Annotated in this window: 15 protein-coding genes; 11 read left to right on the top strand and 4 right to left on the bottom strand. The window is 58.8% G+C overall.

Annotated features, from left to right (window positions below):
- The first annotated feature begins 51 nt into the window (after positions 1–51).
- From Q1B15_RS18070 to Q1B15_RS18055, 4 genes are read left to right on the top strand one after another with little or no spacing between them, the layout of a single operon-like run.
- Entirely contained in the window at positions 52–858 is an 807-nt protein-coding gene (locus Q1B15_RS18070; protein ID WP_299756376.1) for a polysaccharide deacetylase family protein, read from the top strand.
- Positions 855–1,760, top strand: a complete 906-nt coding sequence (locus tag Q1B15_RS18065; RefSeq protein WP_299756374.1) for a polysaccharide deacetylase family protein — start codon at positions 855–857, stop codon at positions 1,758–1,760. The genes Q1B15_RS18070 and Q1B15_RS18065 overlap by 4 nt, the downstream gene beginning before the upstream one ends.
- Positions 1,757–2,449, top strand: a complete 693-nt coding sequence (locus Q1B15_RS18060; RefSeq protein ID WP_299756372.1) for a GntR family transcriptional regulator — start codon at positions 1,757–1,759, stop codon at positions 2,447–2,449. Before Q1B15_RS18065 ends, Q1B15_RS18060 begins: the two co-directional genes overlap by 4 nt.
- Entirely contained in the window at positions 2,446–3,327 is an 882-nt protein-coding gene (locus Q1B15_RS18055; protein WP_299756370.1) for an isocitrate lyase/phosphoenolpyruvate mutase family protein, read from the top strand. Before Q1B15_RS18060 ends, Q1B15_RS18055 begins: the two co-directional genes overlap by 4 nt.
- On the opposite strand, the gene Q1B15_RS18050 is transcribed toward Q1B15_RS18055, so the two are convergent.
- From Q1B15_RS18050 to Q1B15_RS18035, 4 genes are read right to left on the bottom strand one after another with little or no spacing between them, the layout of a single operon-like run.
- On the bottom strand, positions 3,312–3,974 hold the full coding sequence (locus Q1B15_RS18050; RefSeq protein ID WP_299756369.1) for an aspartate/glutamate racemase family protein: 663 nt from the start codon (positions 3,972–3,974) through the stop codon (positions 3,312–3,314). The two genes, Q1B15_RS18055 and Q1B15_RS18050, sit on opposite strands and share 16 nt — an antisense overlap.
- Positions 3,971–5,419 (bottom strand): dihydropyrimidinase, encoded by a 1,449-nt coding sequence (hydA, locus tag Q1B15_RS18045; protein ID WP_299756367.1) that lies wholly within the window; start codon positions 5,417–5,419, stop codon positions 3,971–3,973. The genes Q1B15_RS18050 and hydA overlap by 4 nt, the downstream gene beginning before the upstream one ends.
- Before the next feature lie 3 nt (positions 5,420–5,422).
- Positions 5,423–6,361 carry an N-carbamoyl-D-amino-acid hydrolase gene (locus tag Q1B15_RS18040; RefSeq protein WP_299756365.1) on the bottom strand — a complete coding sequence of 313 codons (939 nt, stop codon included), beginning with the start codon at positions 6,359–6,361 and terminating at the stop codon, positions 5,423–5,425.
- Positions 6,362–6,385: 24 nt separating this feature from the next.
- Positions 6,386–7,732: an MmgE/PrpD family protein gene (locus Q1B15_RS18035; protein ID WP_299756363.1), complete on the bottom strand. Its 1,347-nt coding sequence runs from the start codon at positions 7,730–7,732 to the stop codon at positions 6,386–6,388.
- An 82-nt stretch (positions 7,733–7,814) separates the two neighbouring features.
- On the opposite strand from Q1B15_RS18035, the gene Q1B15_RS18030 reads away from it, so the two are divergent.
- From Q1B15_RS18030 to Q1B15_RS18000, 7 genes are all read left to right on the top strand, one after another.
- A complete protein-coding gene (locus Q1B15_RS18030) occupies positions 7,815–8,582 on the top strand; it encodes an aspartate/glutamate racemase family protein (RefSeq protein WP_299756361.1) in 768 nt (255 codons plus the stop codon).
- 80 nt (positions 8,583–8,662) lie between these two features.
- On the top strand, positions 8,663–9,478 hold the full coding sequence (locus tag Q1B15_RS18025; RefSeq protein WP_299756359.1) for a GntR family transcriptional regulator: 816 nt from the start codon (positions 8,663–8,665) through the stop codon (positions 9,476–9,478).
- Positions 9,475–10,737 (top strand): 3-isopropylmalate dehydratase large subunit, encoded by a 1,263-nt coding sequence (locus Q1B15_RS18020; protein WP_299756357.1) that lies wholly within the window; start codon positions 9,475–9,477, stop codon positions 10,735–10,737. The genes Q1B15_RS18025 and Q1B15_RS18020 overlap by 4 nt, the downstream gene beginning before the upstream one ends.
- Positions 10,734–11,237, top strand: a complete 504-nt coding sequence (locus Q1B15_RS18015; RefSeq protein ID WP_299756355.1) for a 3-isopropylmalate dehydratase — start codon at positions 10,734–10,736, stop codon at positions 11,235–11,237. The genes Q1B15_RS18020 and Q1B15_RS18015 overlap by 4 nt, the downstream gene beginning before the upstream one ends.
- A complete protein-coding gene (locus tag Q1B15_RS18010) occupies positions 11,234–12,091 on the top strand; it encodes an isocitrate lyase/phosphoenolpyruvate mutase family protein (RefSeq protein WP_299756352.1) in 858 nt (285 codons plus the stop codon). Before Q1B15_RS18015 ends, Q1B15_RS18010 begins: the two co-directional genes overlap by 4 nt.
- The gene (locus tag Q1B15_RS18005; RefSeq protein ID WP_299756349.1) at positions 12,081–13,814 is read left to right on the top strand and encodes a hydantoinase B/oxoprolinase family protein; all 1,734 of its coding nucleotides are present in this window, start codon (positions 12,081–12,083) and stop codon (positions 13,812–13,814) included. The genes Q1B15_RS18010 and Q1B15_RS18005 overlap by 11 nt, the downstream gene beginning before the upstream one ends.
- The gene (locus tag Q1B15_RS18000; protein WP_299756346.1) at positions 13,811–15,856 is read left to right on the top strand and encodes a hydantoinase/oxoprolinase family protein; all 2,046 of its coding nucleotides are present in this window, start codon (positions 13,811–13,813) and stop codon (positions 15,854–15,856) included. Before Q1B15_RS18005 ends, Q1B15_RS18000 begins: the two co-directional genes overlap by 4 nt.

Genomic DNA, 15,856 nt, shown 5'->3' with positions numbered 1-15,856 from the left:
TATCAACCCATTACCGACAGGCCACGACTAACTTGGCCGAATGGCGCCCGCGTGGCAGTCTGGGTTGTGCCCAACGTAGAGCACTACGAATACCTGCCCCCAGCCACCGGAGGCCGCGACGCATGGCCACGCACCCCGCACCCTGATGTGTTGGGTTACGGCTTGCGCGATTTTGGCAATCGGGTTGGGCTTTGGCGCATAGCAGAGGTGACCGATGATCTGGGCATTCCCCTGACGCTGTCGCTCAATTTAGCCAACTGGCTGCACTACCCCGAGATATTTGAAGCCTCAGAAGCGCGCGGTTGGGATGTCATGGCCCATGGCCTTTATAACACTCGCTATCATTGGGAGATGCCTGAGCAGGCCGAACGCGAAGCGATTGGCCAATGCGTCGAGATTTACCGGACACTGACGGGACGCATGTTGCGCGGTTGGTTCTCTCCTGCTGCCACTTGGACCAAGAACACACCGGATCTCGTAGCCGAAGCTGGGATCAGCTATTATTGCGACTGGTATCACGACGATCAGCCAACACAGATGAATGTACGCTCAGGCCAGCTCATCACCTTGCCGTACCAAATGGATATCAACGACGCGATGGTCTGGCGGCACCATTTTGAGGCCGATGATTTCGCCCAGATGGTGATTGATCACTTCGATACGCTTTGGCGCGAGGGCGCGGATCATGGCCGCGTGGTCTGCATCGCGTTGCATCCCTACATTATGGGTCAGCCGCACCGCATTCGCGCGCTGGAACGAGCGCTGCGCCATGTGGTCAGTCATGACAAGGTCTGGATGGCAACCGGTGCCGAGATTGCCGATTGGTATCTGTCGGATCAGTGGAGTGAGGCCCTATGACCACTTCAGCAGGCATGGACCACGCGCTTTATCCCTATCGGAGCGTGTCGGGACGCGCACCCCTCGATTGGCCGAACGCTGCCGGCGTGGCATTCGCGCCTGTGGTCTATCTTGAACATTGGCCTGTTGAGGCAACAGCAGACGGGTACGCCGATCCTCGCTTTCGCGACCCCTACGGTAAATTCCAGCCCGACTACCGCACGCATACCTGGCGTGAATACGGCAACCGGATCGGAATTTTCCGGCTCTTCGAAACCCTCGACAAATACGAACTGACGGCCACTCTTGCAGTCAATGCATCCGCCGCCCAGCGGTATCCGGTCTTGATCGAAGAAGCGCTGTTTCGAGGCTGGGAGATCGTAGCTCATGGCGATTTCGCTGATGCGATGGTCACCTCGCGCATGCCCGAGACTGAAGAGACCGCTTTGATCGAGACCTGTCTTGATACGCTTCAGAGCGCCACCGGCACACGCCCTAAAGGCTGGATTGCACAGGATTTTAGCGAAAGCACGCGCTCTGCTGCCCTTTTGGCGCGCGCGGGGATCGAGTGGATCGCCCATTGGCCCAACGACGATCAGCCCTACTGGATGTCGACAACGCCTGCGATGATCTCCGTGCCGCAAATGTCAGAGCTTGATGATGTGGAATGCCTGTGGCACCGGCGCGTTCCCACGCCGCGCTGGTCGGGAATGTTGGAAGAAGCGGTTCAAGTTTTGGCAGGCGAGAAAGGGCGGGTAGCGGTCATTGGGCTACATCCATGGCTTTTCGGAATGCCCCATCGTATTCGCTACCTCGACGATGGATTGCGGCGAGTCGCGCAGATTGACGGGGTATGGTCCACAAGCGTGGGCCAGATAGCGACGCATTTCAGGTCACAGCGGCCAGCGGAGGAAGAGTCTTGAGCGGTACAAACGGATCAGAGCGCCTTGTTGCGCAGAATCTTTCCGGCCTCGCGCTCGAACGGCTCGAGAAGGCGATTATGGAAGGTGAACTGGGCCCCGGTGAGCGGCTCAGCGAAAGCGGTCTGGCGCGCCGGTTCGGGATTTCGCGCGGGCCGCTGCGCGAGGCCATTGGTCAGCTCGAAGGGCGTAAGCTGGTCACGCGGATCTCCAATCAGGGCGCGCGGGTGGTGTCGCTGTCAAAAGATGATCTGCTGGACCTACTCCAAGTCCGCGAAAGCCTTGAAGGCATGGCTTGCCGTCTCGCCAGCCAGAATATGGGCGAGACAGATCTTGTGCGGCTTGAAGACATGTTGGCGACGCATGAAAAGGCGGACGCAATGCGGGCAGGGCGCGGTTATTTTCAGGAGCCCGGCGACGGCGATTTCCATCAGGTGATACTTGCCGCCTGCGGCAATGCGCGGCTGTCGGGCATGCTAGCGGGTGAGCTTTACTCGCTGCTTCGCCTATACCGCCACCGCCTTTCGATGCGTCCGGGCCGTCCGGCCGAAGCACTCGAAGAACACAAATGTATCGTAGCCGCCTTGCGGGCGCACGATCCAGATGCGGCCGAAGCCGCGATGCGCGCTCATTTGCGCAGTAGCAGGTCCGCAGTCGAAGACTGGGTGACGGATGAGGAGTTGCGCCAATGACAGACACATTAGCCGATCGCCGCAAAGGTTTTCGCGCCCGAATGGAGCGTCGTGATGCCATGATCTTGCCGGGTGCAGGCAACGCCTTGACCGCGCGCGTGATCGCGGACCAAGGGTTCGATGCAGTTTATGTCACCGGGGCAGGGATCGCGAACACCTACCTTGGGGTGCCCGATATCGGATTGATCACTCTGACCGAGCTTGCCAGCACCGTTTCGGCCATCTCCGAGATAACAGATCTTCCATTGATCGTTGATATCGACACTGGATTTGGCAATGCTATCAACACCCAGCGCACCGTGCGCATGATCGAACGCGCCGGGGCCGCTGCGATGCAAATCGAGGATCAGGTTTTCCCCAAGAAATGCGGGCACTTCGCGGGAAAAGCTGTCATCCCGCTGGTTGAGGCCGTCTCTAAGGTTAAAGCAGCAGTCGATGCGCGCGAAGACCCCAATACGCTAATTATCGCACGCACAGATGCACGCGCCGTGCAGGGGCTTGAGGCCGCACTCGACCGCGCTGAAGCGTTCATCGAAGCTGGCGCCGACAGGACCTTCGTCGAGGCCCCGACATCAATCGAAGAAATGCGGGTGATCACGGGACGGCTCAGTGTGCCACAGGTTGCCAATATGGTGGTTGGAGGCAAAACCCCTCTGACGCCGCAGGCCGAACTGGCCGAGCTTGGCTTCTCGATAGTGCTCTATGCAAACACGCCTCTGCAAGCAGCGATGCGCGCGATGAGCGAGGTTCTGGGCGCGCTTAAGGCCGAGGGCGACGTCGGTGGTGTGATCGATAAACTCGCGGACTTCTCCGAACGCCAACGCCTTGTGGGCAAGGACCGCTACGACGCGCTTGAGGCGCACTACAAGCTCGACTGAACCATAACGGTACCAAGTGCCATCGCAACGGCGGCTTGGGTCGGATCGACAACCGGATGTCCCAAAGCGGCCTCCAAACTTCTGCGATGAGCCGACAGCCCCGCACAGCCCAACACGATGACATCCGCATGGTCCTCGCGCACCAAAACCTCTGATACAGACTGAAGCCGCGCAAACGTCCCTGAGCCAGACGCGGTTTCGGCTACAGACATGTTGAGGGGCCGCTCGGCTACCATTCGATCCAATACACCCATCCGGCGCAGGTATTTTCGATGCCGCAAAATGGAGCCTTCGGAGATGGCGATCACTCCAATTCGATCGCCTCGCGCCATTGCGGTCAGAAATCCACTTTCTTGCATGCCGAACACCGGGGCCGATGTTGCCTCGCGCGCCGCATCAAGGCCGGGATCGGAGTAACAAGCAATTACGACCGCTGTAGCATCCGCGCGTGCCCGTATAACCTCCAGTAGGGGCGAGACCGCAGCATCGCTATCGGCTTGGCTTTCAATCCCGAACGGGCCTTTAGCCAACGTCAGGCACTCGATTGGTGGGCCACCTGCAATTCGAAACGGCGCCATGGCGGCATCAAGACCTGCCGTTACGGCCGGATTGGAATTTGGATTGATCACAAGGACTGGACCACTCATGACAAGTTCGCTCCGAAATTCTGGGCAGGATCAAGCTCCGGCACGGGCTGTCCGGGGTGCCCGGTCAGATCAAGGGGCGCGCGTTTGATAAACTGGCCTGAGCCAGGCTCTGCAATCAATTTGCCGTTTTCCACGATGCGCCGACCGCGTCCCAGAACCGTTACAGGCCAGCCCGTCACCTCGATCCCCGCGAACGGATTATAATCCATCGCGTCATGCATCTCACCGGCAACGCGCGTTTCATTTGGATCCCAAATCGCGATATCGGCATCCGCGCCAACAGACAGGGTGCCCTTGCGCGGCATCATCCCGTAGATCATTGCAGCATTGGTTGATGCCAGCGCGACAAACTGATTGAGGCTGATCCGACCTTTGCCGACGCCTTCAGAGAACAACAATGGCAAACGCATCTCAATTCCGGGCATACCATTGGCAATTTCGCGGAAGTTCACATCACGCCCTGCACTAAATTTCCCAGAATCATCATAGCGGTAAGGCGCGTGATCTGACGACACAAGCGACAATGATCCAGCCTGCACATGCTGCCATAACGCAGCTTGGGTTGGCGCGTCGCGCAAAGGTGGCGAGCAAATAAACTTTGCACCGTTCATCCCCGGTTTGTCGATGTCCTCGCGGGTCAAAAACAAATATTGCGGGCAAGTCTCGGCCCAAACTTGACCGCCCTTGGCCCGCGCATTTGCCACAAGCTCTGCGCCTGCAGGCGTCGAAACATGGACAATAAACAGTGGCGCTTCGGCCAATCGGGCCAGCGAGATCGCGCGGTTGATCGCTTCTTCTTCTGCCAATCCGGGACGCGAGGGGGCGTGATACCGTGGCGCAACATTGCCGCCATCAACCAATCTGCGCGCCATCCAGTCTAACATGTCGTGGTTCTCGGCATGCACCATAGTCAGCGCGCCGTGTTTGCCTGCAACCGATAAAATATCAAGAAATTGCGCGTCTGATACGCGAGTCGCGTAGGTCATGAATACCTTGAACGAGGTAACACCCTTGGCAAAAACCTCCGGTAACTCGGCCAAAACCGCCTTCGTCGGGTCGGTCAGAATCAGGTGGTATGACCAATCCAGAACAGATTTTGGCACCGCGCGTGCGTCATAGGTTTGCATCGTGTTGGTAAGGCTTTGGCCCTTTTTCTGCGCGGCAAAGGGTATAAAACTGGAGTTTCCGCCAAAGGCCGCCGAGATTGATCCGCTCTCGTAGTCATCCGAGGTCATGACACCCATTCCGCTTTCTTGGGCGATATGGCAGTGGGCCTCTATCCCGCCGGGCATTACAATGCGGTCGGTGGCGTTGATCACATCCTCGGCGTCTGTGATCGCCTCGGATATGGTGACGATGCGCCCGTCACGGATGCCGATATCGGCGCGATAGGTCTCGGTTGCAGTGGCCAGTAGCCCACCCCGGATCGCAAGATCATGCGCCATGAATTATCCTTTCGTCCCATCGGGGTAGACCACGCCTGTTTGGCTTGCGATCCGTTTGTAATGCTCAATCCGGCGATGACGTTTGAAATCAAACACCGAAGCTTTGCCAAATTTCGTGGCATCCATATCGCAGGCTTGCACCAGCAGCTCGTCGCCGTCGGTTTGCGCCTTTTGCATGATGACACCGTCTGGAGACACGATAACGCTGCCGCCATTCAGAGGATGACCATCCTCGTTGCCAGCCTTGGCCACAGCCACGACCCAGGCGGAGTTTTGGTAAGCGCCTGCTTGTACCGATAGGTCAGAATGAAACCCGCGCATCTCGGCTGTTTCACCCGCATTTTGGGAGTTTCCTGAGGGCGTGTTGTACCCCAGTACGACCAGCTCGACGCCCTGCAATCCCATCTCGCGGTACGCCTCAGGCCAGCGGCGGTCGTTGCAGATCAACATGCCCATCCATGCGTCCATGTTGCGAAACACCGGAAAACCCAGATCCCCGGGTTCGAAATAGCGCTTTTCGAGATGCTGAAAGCTGCGCTGGGAGTCAAACTCATCATGCCCGGGCAAGTGAATCTTGCGATATTTGCCAATAATATTGGCCTGTGTATCCGTTAGGATTTGGGTGTTGAAATGGTGCCCATCCGGGGTCAATTCTCCGTAACCAATTGAGATTGCGATGCCGTGTTCGCACGCGCGCTCAAACAAGGGTTGGGTCTCGGCATTGGGCATTTCTGGCTCGAACCAAGTGTCTACCTCGGCTTGGTCTTCGAAGTACCAGCGCGGAAAGAAGGTGGTGAGGCAAAGCTCCGGAAAAACCACCAGAGTGCAGCCTGCCATATGCGCCTGATCGAGCAGCGCGATCATCCGAGCCACGACCTCTTCGCGGGTGTCCGCGCGTTGAATGGGACCCATTTGGGCCGCACCAATGACGATCTCTCTCATGACAAATTACCTTTATAAAGTAGGTTAGCGGGACGCGCGCGCCATTTCAGTAAATAGGGGCTCAAGGGAAGGGGCTGCGCCAATTTCTATGACCATGTCCCATATGCGGATAGCAGCATCCTCGCGCCAAAGTCTCGTTGCGAGCGACAGGTATTTCTCGCGTATCTCGACGGCTGGGAATGGGTCAGACCAGTCGCCTCGGTTGGTCTCGGTAGCCGCTTGCAATACCTGTCCAGACTTCATCGTCAGTGTAATACGAGCAGGGCGCTTATGGGGCAGACGTGCGGTCATCGCCACGTCTTCGACCACCTTGACGCGTTGAGCCAGATCTAAGATCCTAGGGTCCTCGACATTCTTCATGGTGAAGCTATCCACCCCGGTTGAGCCGTTGACCAGTGCAGAAGCCATCGCAAACGGCACGGAAAATTTTCCCGCCAGGACGTTCTTCGGGGCCGGGTCATCCAGTTCGACTGCGAGCGAATAAGTTTCGACCAAGACACTCTCAACAGCCGAGTGATCCAGCCCTGCAGATGCCGCGCGCAACGTTGCCAGCGCATCTAGTGCCGCGTGATTGTAGCGACAGCACGAGTGCATTTTGAAGTAGTTGCGGCTGACCTCCCAACGCTCCCCCAAACCGTCTGAGAACGCCGCCGCATCAAACCTGTCGGATACCACATGTCCAAAGACCTGCGCTACTCCGTCGTGATCACCCGTATAGCCTGATGCGATCATATCACCGGCGAGCACGCCCATCTGACCCGACACGCCAGCAAAGACGTTTCGCACCGTCCCACCTTCTAGCATTGTGCGCCGGGATGTGGATAGCCCGAGACTTGCCGAAAGGCTGATGGCATGGCGCATCTGATCTGCTGGCGCATTTTGCAGGCGCGCTACGGCGGTGGCCGCACAGATCGCGCCCCATGTGCCGTGGGGATGCATCGAGGGGCGCAATTGCGTCGCGATCCCAACCCGCGCACCCACGTCATAGCCGATGGCAATTGCTGCCAGCAAATCAGCGCCACTGACATCGGCGCGCGCCGATGCTGCGGCCAATGCCGCGGGTGCCGTGTGCATTCCGGGATGGCCTTTGCAAAACTGGTTGCCCTCGTCCATTTCCAGCGTCGTACCAGCGGTGCCATTCAAAAGTGCCGCAGCACCGGCTGGCCGTGTCTGAGACGTGCCGATCAGCAAGGCCGGACCGCTGCCGTGCTGGCGCGCGGCGAGGGCGGCCACATCTGGCTCTGCCGCACCTCCCACAATCGCCCCAATGCAATCGGCAAGGATCAGAGCGGTGCGCGCGCTCACCTCAGGTGAAATCTGTGAGGTCTCGGTCTGCGCTGCGAAGGCCGCTACATATCCAAGACTGTCCATCGCTTGCCCTGCCTTTGATTTCCTGATTGCTTGTCAGACTAGGCGCGCATTGAGCGGACCTGCAAGCAATTAGGAGACAGTCATGAAAAGGGTTCTGGTGATTGTCCCTTTCCCCATGAGCGAAGAGAACCGCGATCAACGCCGGGCGCAACTTCAATCCGTTGAGCTTGGTCCGGGCATAGAGTTTGTCTTTGAGTCCGTCCGCGTTGCCCCTCGCAACTATGTCAGCGCCTCCGATATGGCACTCGCCGAGTTCGGAGCCCTTGAGGCAGGACTGGAAGCCGAAGCGCGCGGCTTTGATGCGGTGTGTATCGATACGATGTCTGATAGCGGGATGGCTGGATTGCGCTCCGAGCTGTCGATCCCGGTGATCGCGCCGGGGCGTGCATCGGTGCTCATGGCGATGATGCTGGGCCACAAGTTCTCGATCGTCGCGATGTGGCCCCATTGGCAGCATCTCTACCGCAAGACCATGACCGAACTTGGAGTAGAGAAGCATTGCGCGTCCGTGCGCTGGATCGATGCGACCCCTGACAACCAAGCCCTGATGGCAGGAAAGGAAAGTGATGTGTTCCCGGCACTCGAGGCCGTTGCTCGGCGCTGCATCGAAGATGACGGCGCTGATGTGATTTTGCTGGGTTCAACCACAATGCACCAATCGCACGCTTATCTGGCCGAGCGTTTGCCAGTCCCGGTCGTGAACCCCGGACCGCTCACCTACAAGCTGGCCGAAACCGTTCTCGGCCTTGGGCTAACACACAGCCGCGCCGCCTATCCCAATACACTCGCACCGCGCCGAGACGTCATCCACGCTATGCTGGATGCCGCCGAAGACCACGAAAATTCATAATCTAACCTTGCCCTAATGATATATAGTTATATCATTAGGCGCATGTATGAAGCAGAAATCGTTTCTGGGCTATGAGCCGCGTGGCCCGCTCCTCCGTCGTTGGAGAGGCTCATCTGGCTTTGCTAGATGACGCTTCACCCGTGCCGCTCTATCAGCAATTGGTTGTCCAGCTTCAAAACCGGATCAGCAGTGGCGAGTTCAGCCCCGGCGCAGTTGTTCCCGGTGAGTTTGATCTGTCGCGCGACTACGGCGTCTCGCGTATCACGGCAAAACGCGCGCTTGATGAATTGGCAGAAGCAGGTCTGGTTAAGCGCGAACGCGGGCGCGGAACGCGGGTTCTGGAACGAGCAGGTCCCGCCGCCGTGCGCACCTCTATTGACGGTTGGTTGGAAAGCGTCAGCCAGATGGAACGCGCCACCAAAGTGCGCCTGCTGTCTTGCGATTATCTTAGTACCGGCCCCGATATTGCCAGCGTTTTGGAACTCGCTGAAGGTGCAGAAGTCCAGCGCTCGGTCCGTGTTCGAACCTTGGACGACGTGCCTATGTCTTATTTGGTGTGTTTCCTGCCCGGCGTGATTGGTCGCGGGTTTGCGCCTGAGGATCTCCGTAAATCCGCGCTTTTGACCTTGTTGGAGCGGTCAGGCCACAAGATTGCCTCGGCCCGCCAAACTGTCTCGGCCACGCTCGCAGCCCCCGATACTGCGCAAGCCTTGGAAATTCACGCAGGCGAGCCATTGCTGGAGGTGCGTCGCATCACCCGCAGCGCCGATGACCGTGTTGTACAGTATATCCGCGCCCTTTACCGGCCGGAGCTTTACCACATCGAGATGTCTATGATCCGCAAAGCAGGACCTGGTGGCCCGCTTTGGTCGGCTGAGGAGGGCATTGCCCCATGAAACAAACTCTCGCCCAAAAGATAATCGCGCGCGCGGCAGGACGTGATCACGTCACAGCCGGTGAGGTCGTGACCGCGAAGGTTGATCTGGCGATGATCCACGACTCGGGTGGGCCGCGTCGCGTTGCCCCAATCCTCAAAGAACTTGGCGTTGGGCTTTGGGATAAAGACAAAGTTTTTCTCGTTTCGGACCACTTCGTGCCCGGCGACACCGAAGAAGGGGCCTCGATCTTAGCTCTCACGCGCACTTGGGCGCGTGAAACCGGCGTGCGCTTCCACGACGGGCAAGGGATTTGCCACGTTGTGCTGCCCGAAAGCGGCCAGCTCCAGCCCGGCATGTTCGCCGTTGGCGGTGACAGCCATTCGCCCACCGGCGGGGCCATGGGCGCGTTCATGTTCGGGATTGGCGCGACTGAAATGGCAGGTGTGCTCGCAACCGGCGAGATCTGGGTGAAAGTGCCTGAGACGATCCGCATCGCATGGACCGGACAGCTTGGAGACGGGCTTATGGCGAAAGACATTATGCTGGCACTGTGCGGGCGGCTGGGTATGGACGGGGGCAAATATCAGGCCATCGAATATACCGGTGAGGCGATCAAAGCGCTATCGATGCAAGAACGGATGACGCTGTCCAATATGGCAGCAGAACTGGGCGGCCAAACCGGGCTAGTGGCTCCTGACGAAGTAACTGCAGCCTTCTTGCGCAGTGTGGGCGGCGCGGTTCCAGACCTCAGCGATCTCCACACTGATGAGGGGGCCGAAGTCCTTGAGCATCATACATTCGATGCCACCGCTCTGGCTCCACAAGTTGCGGCTCCCCATTCCCCCGCTAACGCGATGCCCGCCGATGAAGCGGGAAAAACAGCCGTAAGCGTGGCCTATATCGGGGCCTGCACGGGGGCGAAATACGAGGACCTGCAAGCCGCAGCCCGGATCCTTAAAGGGCGCAAGCTGGCCGCCGGGGTCGAGTTGCTTGTCGCCCCTTCATCAAAACGCGACCAAGACCGCGCTACCCAAGAAGGTATAATGGCGGTATTCGAGGCGGCTGGTGCCAAGGTTCTGCCGAATGCATGCGGGATTTGTGCAGGCTATGGAACACACCGGCTGGACGCAGATGTCACCTGCATCTCCTCAACTGCGCGCAACTTTAAAGGCCGGATGGGCGAGGCGTCTTCCCAAGTCTGGCTCGGCTCGCCATTAACAGTGGCCGCCACGGCTGTTGCCGGTCATATCGTTGACCCACGGGAGATGCTGTCATGAGCGGTCGTATTTTCTTGTTCGGCGATGATATCGACACCGACCAGTTGGCTCCCGGCCAATACATGCGCGGCGGGATTGAGGCGATTGCCACCCATTGCCTCGAGGCGATCCGCCCGGAGTTCGCCCAAACTGTCCGACCCGGCGATATCGTCGTGGCAGGGCGCAACTTCGGGGCAGGCTCTTCGCGTGAACAAGCCGCCGAGGCCTTGCGCCATCTCCAAGTTGCGGGCGTCGTGGCGCTGTCATTCGCGGGCATTTTCTATCGCAATGCCGTCAATCTGGGCCTGCCCGTTCTGATCGCGCCATCAATTGATGATGTGGCCGACGGTGATACCGCAACCCTTGATCCTGAAGGAGGCGTTCTGCGGCTTACTACCAAAGGCACGGACGTCGCACTGGAGCCAATGCCCGAAAATCTGCGCGCAATCATCAACAACGGTGGCCTTGTGCCCCATCTGAAAAAACGTATCGCCGCGGAACATAAAGGAACTGCTGAATGACCTTGAAAGCCCTTATCAGCGGGCCCGACATCTTGCTGGCGCCCGGCGTGTGCGATGCGCTCACAGCGTTGATCGCCGAGCAATCCAAGGCAAAGGCAGTTTACCTTTCTGGCGCTGGCATAGCCTATACGCGCTTTGGTCGTCCGGATATCGGGCTGGTCTCCATGGCCGAAGTCGCTGACACAATCGCATTGATCCGCGACCGGGTCACGCTGCCTTTGATCGTGGATGCCGACAACGGGTTCGGCAACGCGCTGAACGTGCAACGCACCATGCGAGTGTTCGAGCGGGCAGGCGCCAATGCACTGCAGCTGGAAGACCAGACCATGCCCAAGCGCTGTGGGCATTTAGACGGCAAGACTCTGATCTCCGCGACGGAAATGGCTGGGAAGGTCCGCGCCGCTGCCGATGCACGTTCCAGCGAGGAAACACTTGTTATTGCACGCACCGATGCGATCGCGGTGGAAGGCTTAAACGCAGCCCTTGACCGAGCCGAGCTTTATGTCGAAGCCGGCGCCGATGTCTTATTCATCGAGGCACCGCAAGACCGAGCGCAGCTTGAAACGATCGCGAGCTCATTTAGCGGACGCATCCCGCTGATGGCCAACATGGTCGAAGGCGGCAAGACTCCAATCCACGGCACGGATGACCTGCAAAGCCTCGGCTTCTCGCTGGTCATCTTTCCAGGCGGCGTCGTGCGCGCCATGGCCAAGACCGTCGGCGACTATTACCGCGGCCTACTTTCCACGGGCTCCAACGAAGAGTTCAAAGACAGAATGTTCGATTTTGCTGGCCTCAACGAGGTCATCGGAACCGACAAAATGCTTGTGCAGGGAGATTCCTATGGAGATTGACCCAGTCACCCTCGCAATCCTGAAGGGTCGCTTCGAGCAGATCGCCGATGAGATGGACGCGACGCTATTCCGCTCGGCCTTCAATCCGATCATTGCCGAGGCGCATGACGCGAGCCACGGCCTCTATGACGCGGATACAGGCGATACGCTGGTGCAAGGCAAGTCTGGCCTGCCGATTTTCGTGGGGGTGATGGCCTTCGCGGTCAAAGCTGTGATTCGAAAGGCCGCCACTCAAGGCGGCGTGAACGAAGGTGACGTTTGGATATTCAACGATCCCTACGACGGTGGTACCCACCTGTCGGACTTCCGCCTTGTGAAGCCGGTTTTCCGCGAAGGTGAGGTGTTCTGCTATCTCGCATCGGTAGGCCACTGGCATGACGTGGGCGGAAATGTGCCAGGTAACTATAATCCGGCCGCGACGGAGTGTTTTCAGGAAGGCATGCTAATCCCGCCGGTGAAGCTCTACGACAAGGGCGAGTTTCGCCAAGACATTGTCGATATACTATCTGCCAACTCGCGCCAGCCGATATCGCTTTATGGGGACCTAAACGGTCAGATTAACGCGATGGATCTTGGCGAAAAACGCCTCAACGCACTGCTTGATGAATATAGCGTACCGACTGCGCGCAAGGCGCTGGTGGCGCTTAAGGCCCGCGCAGCCACCATGATGCGCGCGCAGATTTCAGACCTGCCGTCTGGGACAATTTCGGCCGAAGACTGGCTGGACAATGATGGCATCGACGATGTGCCGCTGAAAATTGCGCTGGATATGACGATTGAAGGCGACAAGATGATCCTCGATTTCACCCGTTCCTCGCCTTCCTGCCAAGGGCCGGTGAATATTTCACGCGCCACGACGATTGCCGCCTGTTACGTGGCCCTTAAGCATATATTTGGTGACGTGCCTGCCAACGCAGGCGTGTTGGAGCCGGTTGAGTTCCGTATCGATGAGGACTCTCTGCTATCGGTCAAAGCCCCAAAACCCGTTGGCGGCTACACAGAGACCATTCTGCGCCTTATCGACGTGGTATTTCAGGCGATGGCGCAAGTCGCGCCTAAATCCGCTATGGCGTGCGCCTATGGGACTATTAACGCGCTGTCTCTGGCCGGGCACCGCGCCAATGGCGCGCGGTGGGTGATGTTCTCGTTCTTTGGTGGTGGTCATGGCGCGCATGGGGCTGGCGATGGCCTTAACCATGGCAATGCGCCGATCTCCACCGCGACGATCCCGCCTCTGGAAATACTTGAATCCGCCTACCCTGTACGCTTCACCAAATGGGCACTGCGTCCCGATTCAGGCGGGGCAGGTCTCTATCGCGGGGGGCTTGGGGCGATCTACGAGATCTCTTTGCTGGAAAAGGAGGCGGACGTCTTCCTCTTTGGTGAGCGGGGCAAGGTTCCGCCACGCGGCGTAGTCGGCGGTGGCGACGCTTCCACGAACAAGTTCTTCTATGAGCAGGCCGATGGCGAGCACACCCCGCCCATGGTCTCGAAAATGGTCGGAATTCACATCGAGAATGGTCAACACGTCCGGCTTGAGACCCCTGGTGGCGGAGGCTACGGAGATGCACTGTTGCGTGACCCGGAAATTGTGCGAGCAGATGTAATCGAAGGCTATGTCAGCGCCGAGAAGGCTAGGGAAGCCTACGGCGTTGTGATCTTGCCTGATGGGTCGGTAGATGATGGGGCAACAACCGCCCTCCGTAGGGAGCGCGCGGCATGAGCGGCAATATCGTAATTGGAGTCGATGTGGGTGGGACGTTCACTGATGTCTTCGTCTACAATGAAGCCACCGGGCAAGTTGAAACAACCAAGGTTCCTTCCACCCGTGGCGACCAGTCCAAGGGGTTCATCGAAGGGATCAGGCGCAAGGTTGCTGATTTCGGTGATATTCGTACCGTCGTCCATGGCACGACGGTGGGCACCAATGCGCTGCTGGAACGCAAAGGAGCGCGCACAGGGATTATTACCACCGAAGGCTTCCGCGACGTGCTGGAAATGCGCCGCCGCGATCGACCGACTACTTGGGGTTTGCGAGGGTCCTTCGATCCTATCGTAGATCGACCCGACCGGGTCGAGGTGGAAGAGCGCGTGCTAGCCGATGGTACCGTCCTGCAAGATGTTGATCCCGAAGCGGTCAAGGCGCAAGCCCGCGCTCTGGCTGAGGCCGGGTGCGAAGCTGTCTGCGTATTTTTCATCAATGGCTATGCCAATGACGAGAACGAGCGGATTGCTGTTGAGGCCGTCCGGAGCGTTTGGCCCACGGCCTACGTGACTGCTGCCACCGAAATACTGCCCGAAATTCGGGAGTTTGAACGCCTCTCAACCGCCACGCTGAACGCCTATCTGCAGCCTGTCGTTTCCTCCTATTTAGACCGATTGGAGCAGGGGCTCGATAAAAAGGGTTTCCACGGCGAATTGTTGATCGTGCAGTCCAATGGCGGCGTGATGGGTGTAGGCACGGCCAAGGACTTCCCTGTGCGCACCGCGCTCTCGGGGCCTGCGGCAGGCGTTATTGCGGCACAGGCAATCGCTGAGGCGGCAGGCTTTTCAAACATTGTAACCTGCGACATGGGCGGCACCTCCTTCGATGTGTCTCTGGTGGCGGAAGGGGCCGCGGCCCTTGCCCCGCAAACTTCAATTGATTTTGGCATGGTCGTGCGTACCCCGATGATCGAGATCACCACCATCGGCGCGGGCGGTGGCTCCATCGCCAGCTTGGACGCTAGTGGCTTGCTAACGGTTGGTCCGGAATCGGCGGGCTCGGACCCTGGCCCCGTATGCTATGGTCTTGGTAACAAGCGCCCCACGGTGACAGACGCCAACCTGATCCTTGGGCGCATAAATCCTGACCGCCCAATTGGCGGCAAACTTGACCGCCTCGATATCGATACGGCGCGCGAAGCCATTCGAACAAATGTCTCTGATCCGCTCGGCCTGACCGTTGAGGAGGCAGCCGAGGCGATTCTGCGTCTGGCTAATGCAAAGATGGCAGGGGCGATCCGGCTCGTATCAATCGAGAAGGGACATGATCCGTCAAAATTTGCCGCTATGCCATTTGGGGGTGGCGGATCGCTTCATACGGGGGCGCTGATCAAGGAAGTTGGGCTCGGTTCGGCGCTAGTTCCGCGCTTCCCCGGTGTCACTTCGGCGCTAGGCTGCGTGGTCGCCGATATGCGCCATGACCGGGTGCAAACGGTGAACCGCCTTCTGTCTGACATCGACGCCGCCGCTTTGGGATCGGAGCTGCAAAGCGTGGCGCGCACAACGGAAGCCGTCGTGACCTCCGCTGGCGCCGCTTTCGCTCGCATCGATCGAGTGTTCGAATTCGACATGCTCTACATCGGCCAGACACACACCGTCGCGGTTGCCGTCGATCCGACGGTCGGCCTGACCACCCATGCTATTCAGGAAGCCTTCAATACGGCCTATAGCGCGGCCTACGGGCGGCTACTCGACGGAATTCCGCTGCGAGTGATGAATTATCGCGTCACTGTGATCGGACGTCGCCCGGCTTTCGACATGGGGGTCTTTGCACCCAAAGACGGTAAGTCGGCCGATGAATGTCGCACTGGATCACGCACGGTATGGGCCGAGGGAGCGTTCCACGAGGCGGGTCTCTTTGACCGACTTTCGTTGGCGGTAGGCGAACGCATAGCGGGGCCCGCGGTCCTTGAGCAACCTGATACGACCATTTTTGTCGATCCGGGCCTTGTGGCGACGGTCGATGGGTTCGGAAACCTCGTCATTCGCCCGGAGGCATAA

Source organism: uncultured Boseongicola sp. (assembly GCF_937988555.1).
GTDB lineage: Bacteria > Pseudomonadota > Alphaproteobacteria > Rhodobacterales > Rhodobacteraceae > Boseongicola.
Note: the sequence above shows the minus strand (reverse complement) of the source record. Positions and strands in the feature narration are given on the sequence as shown.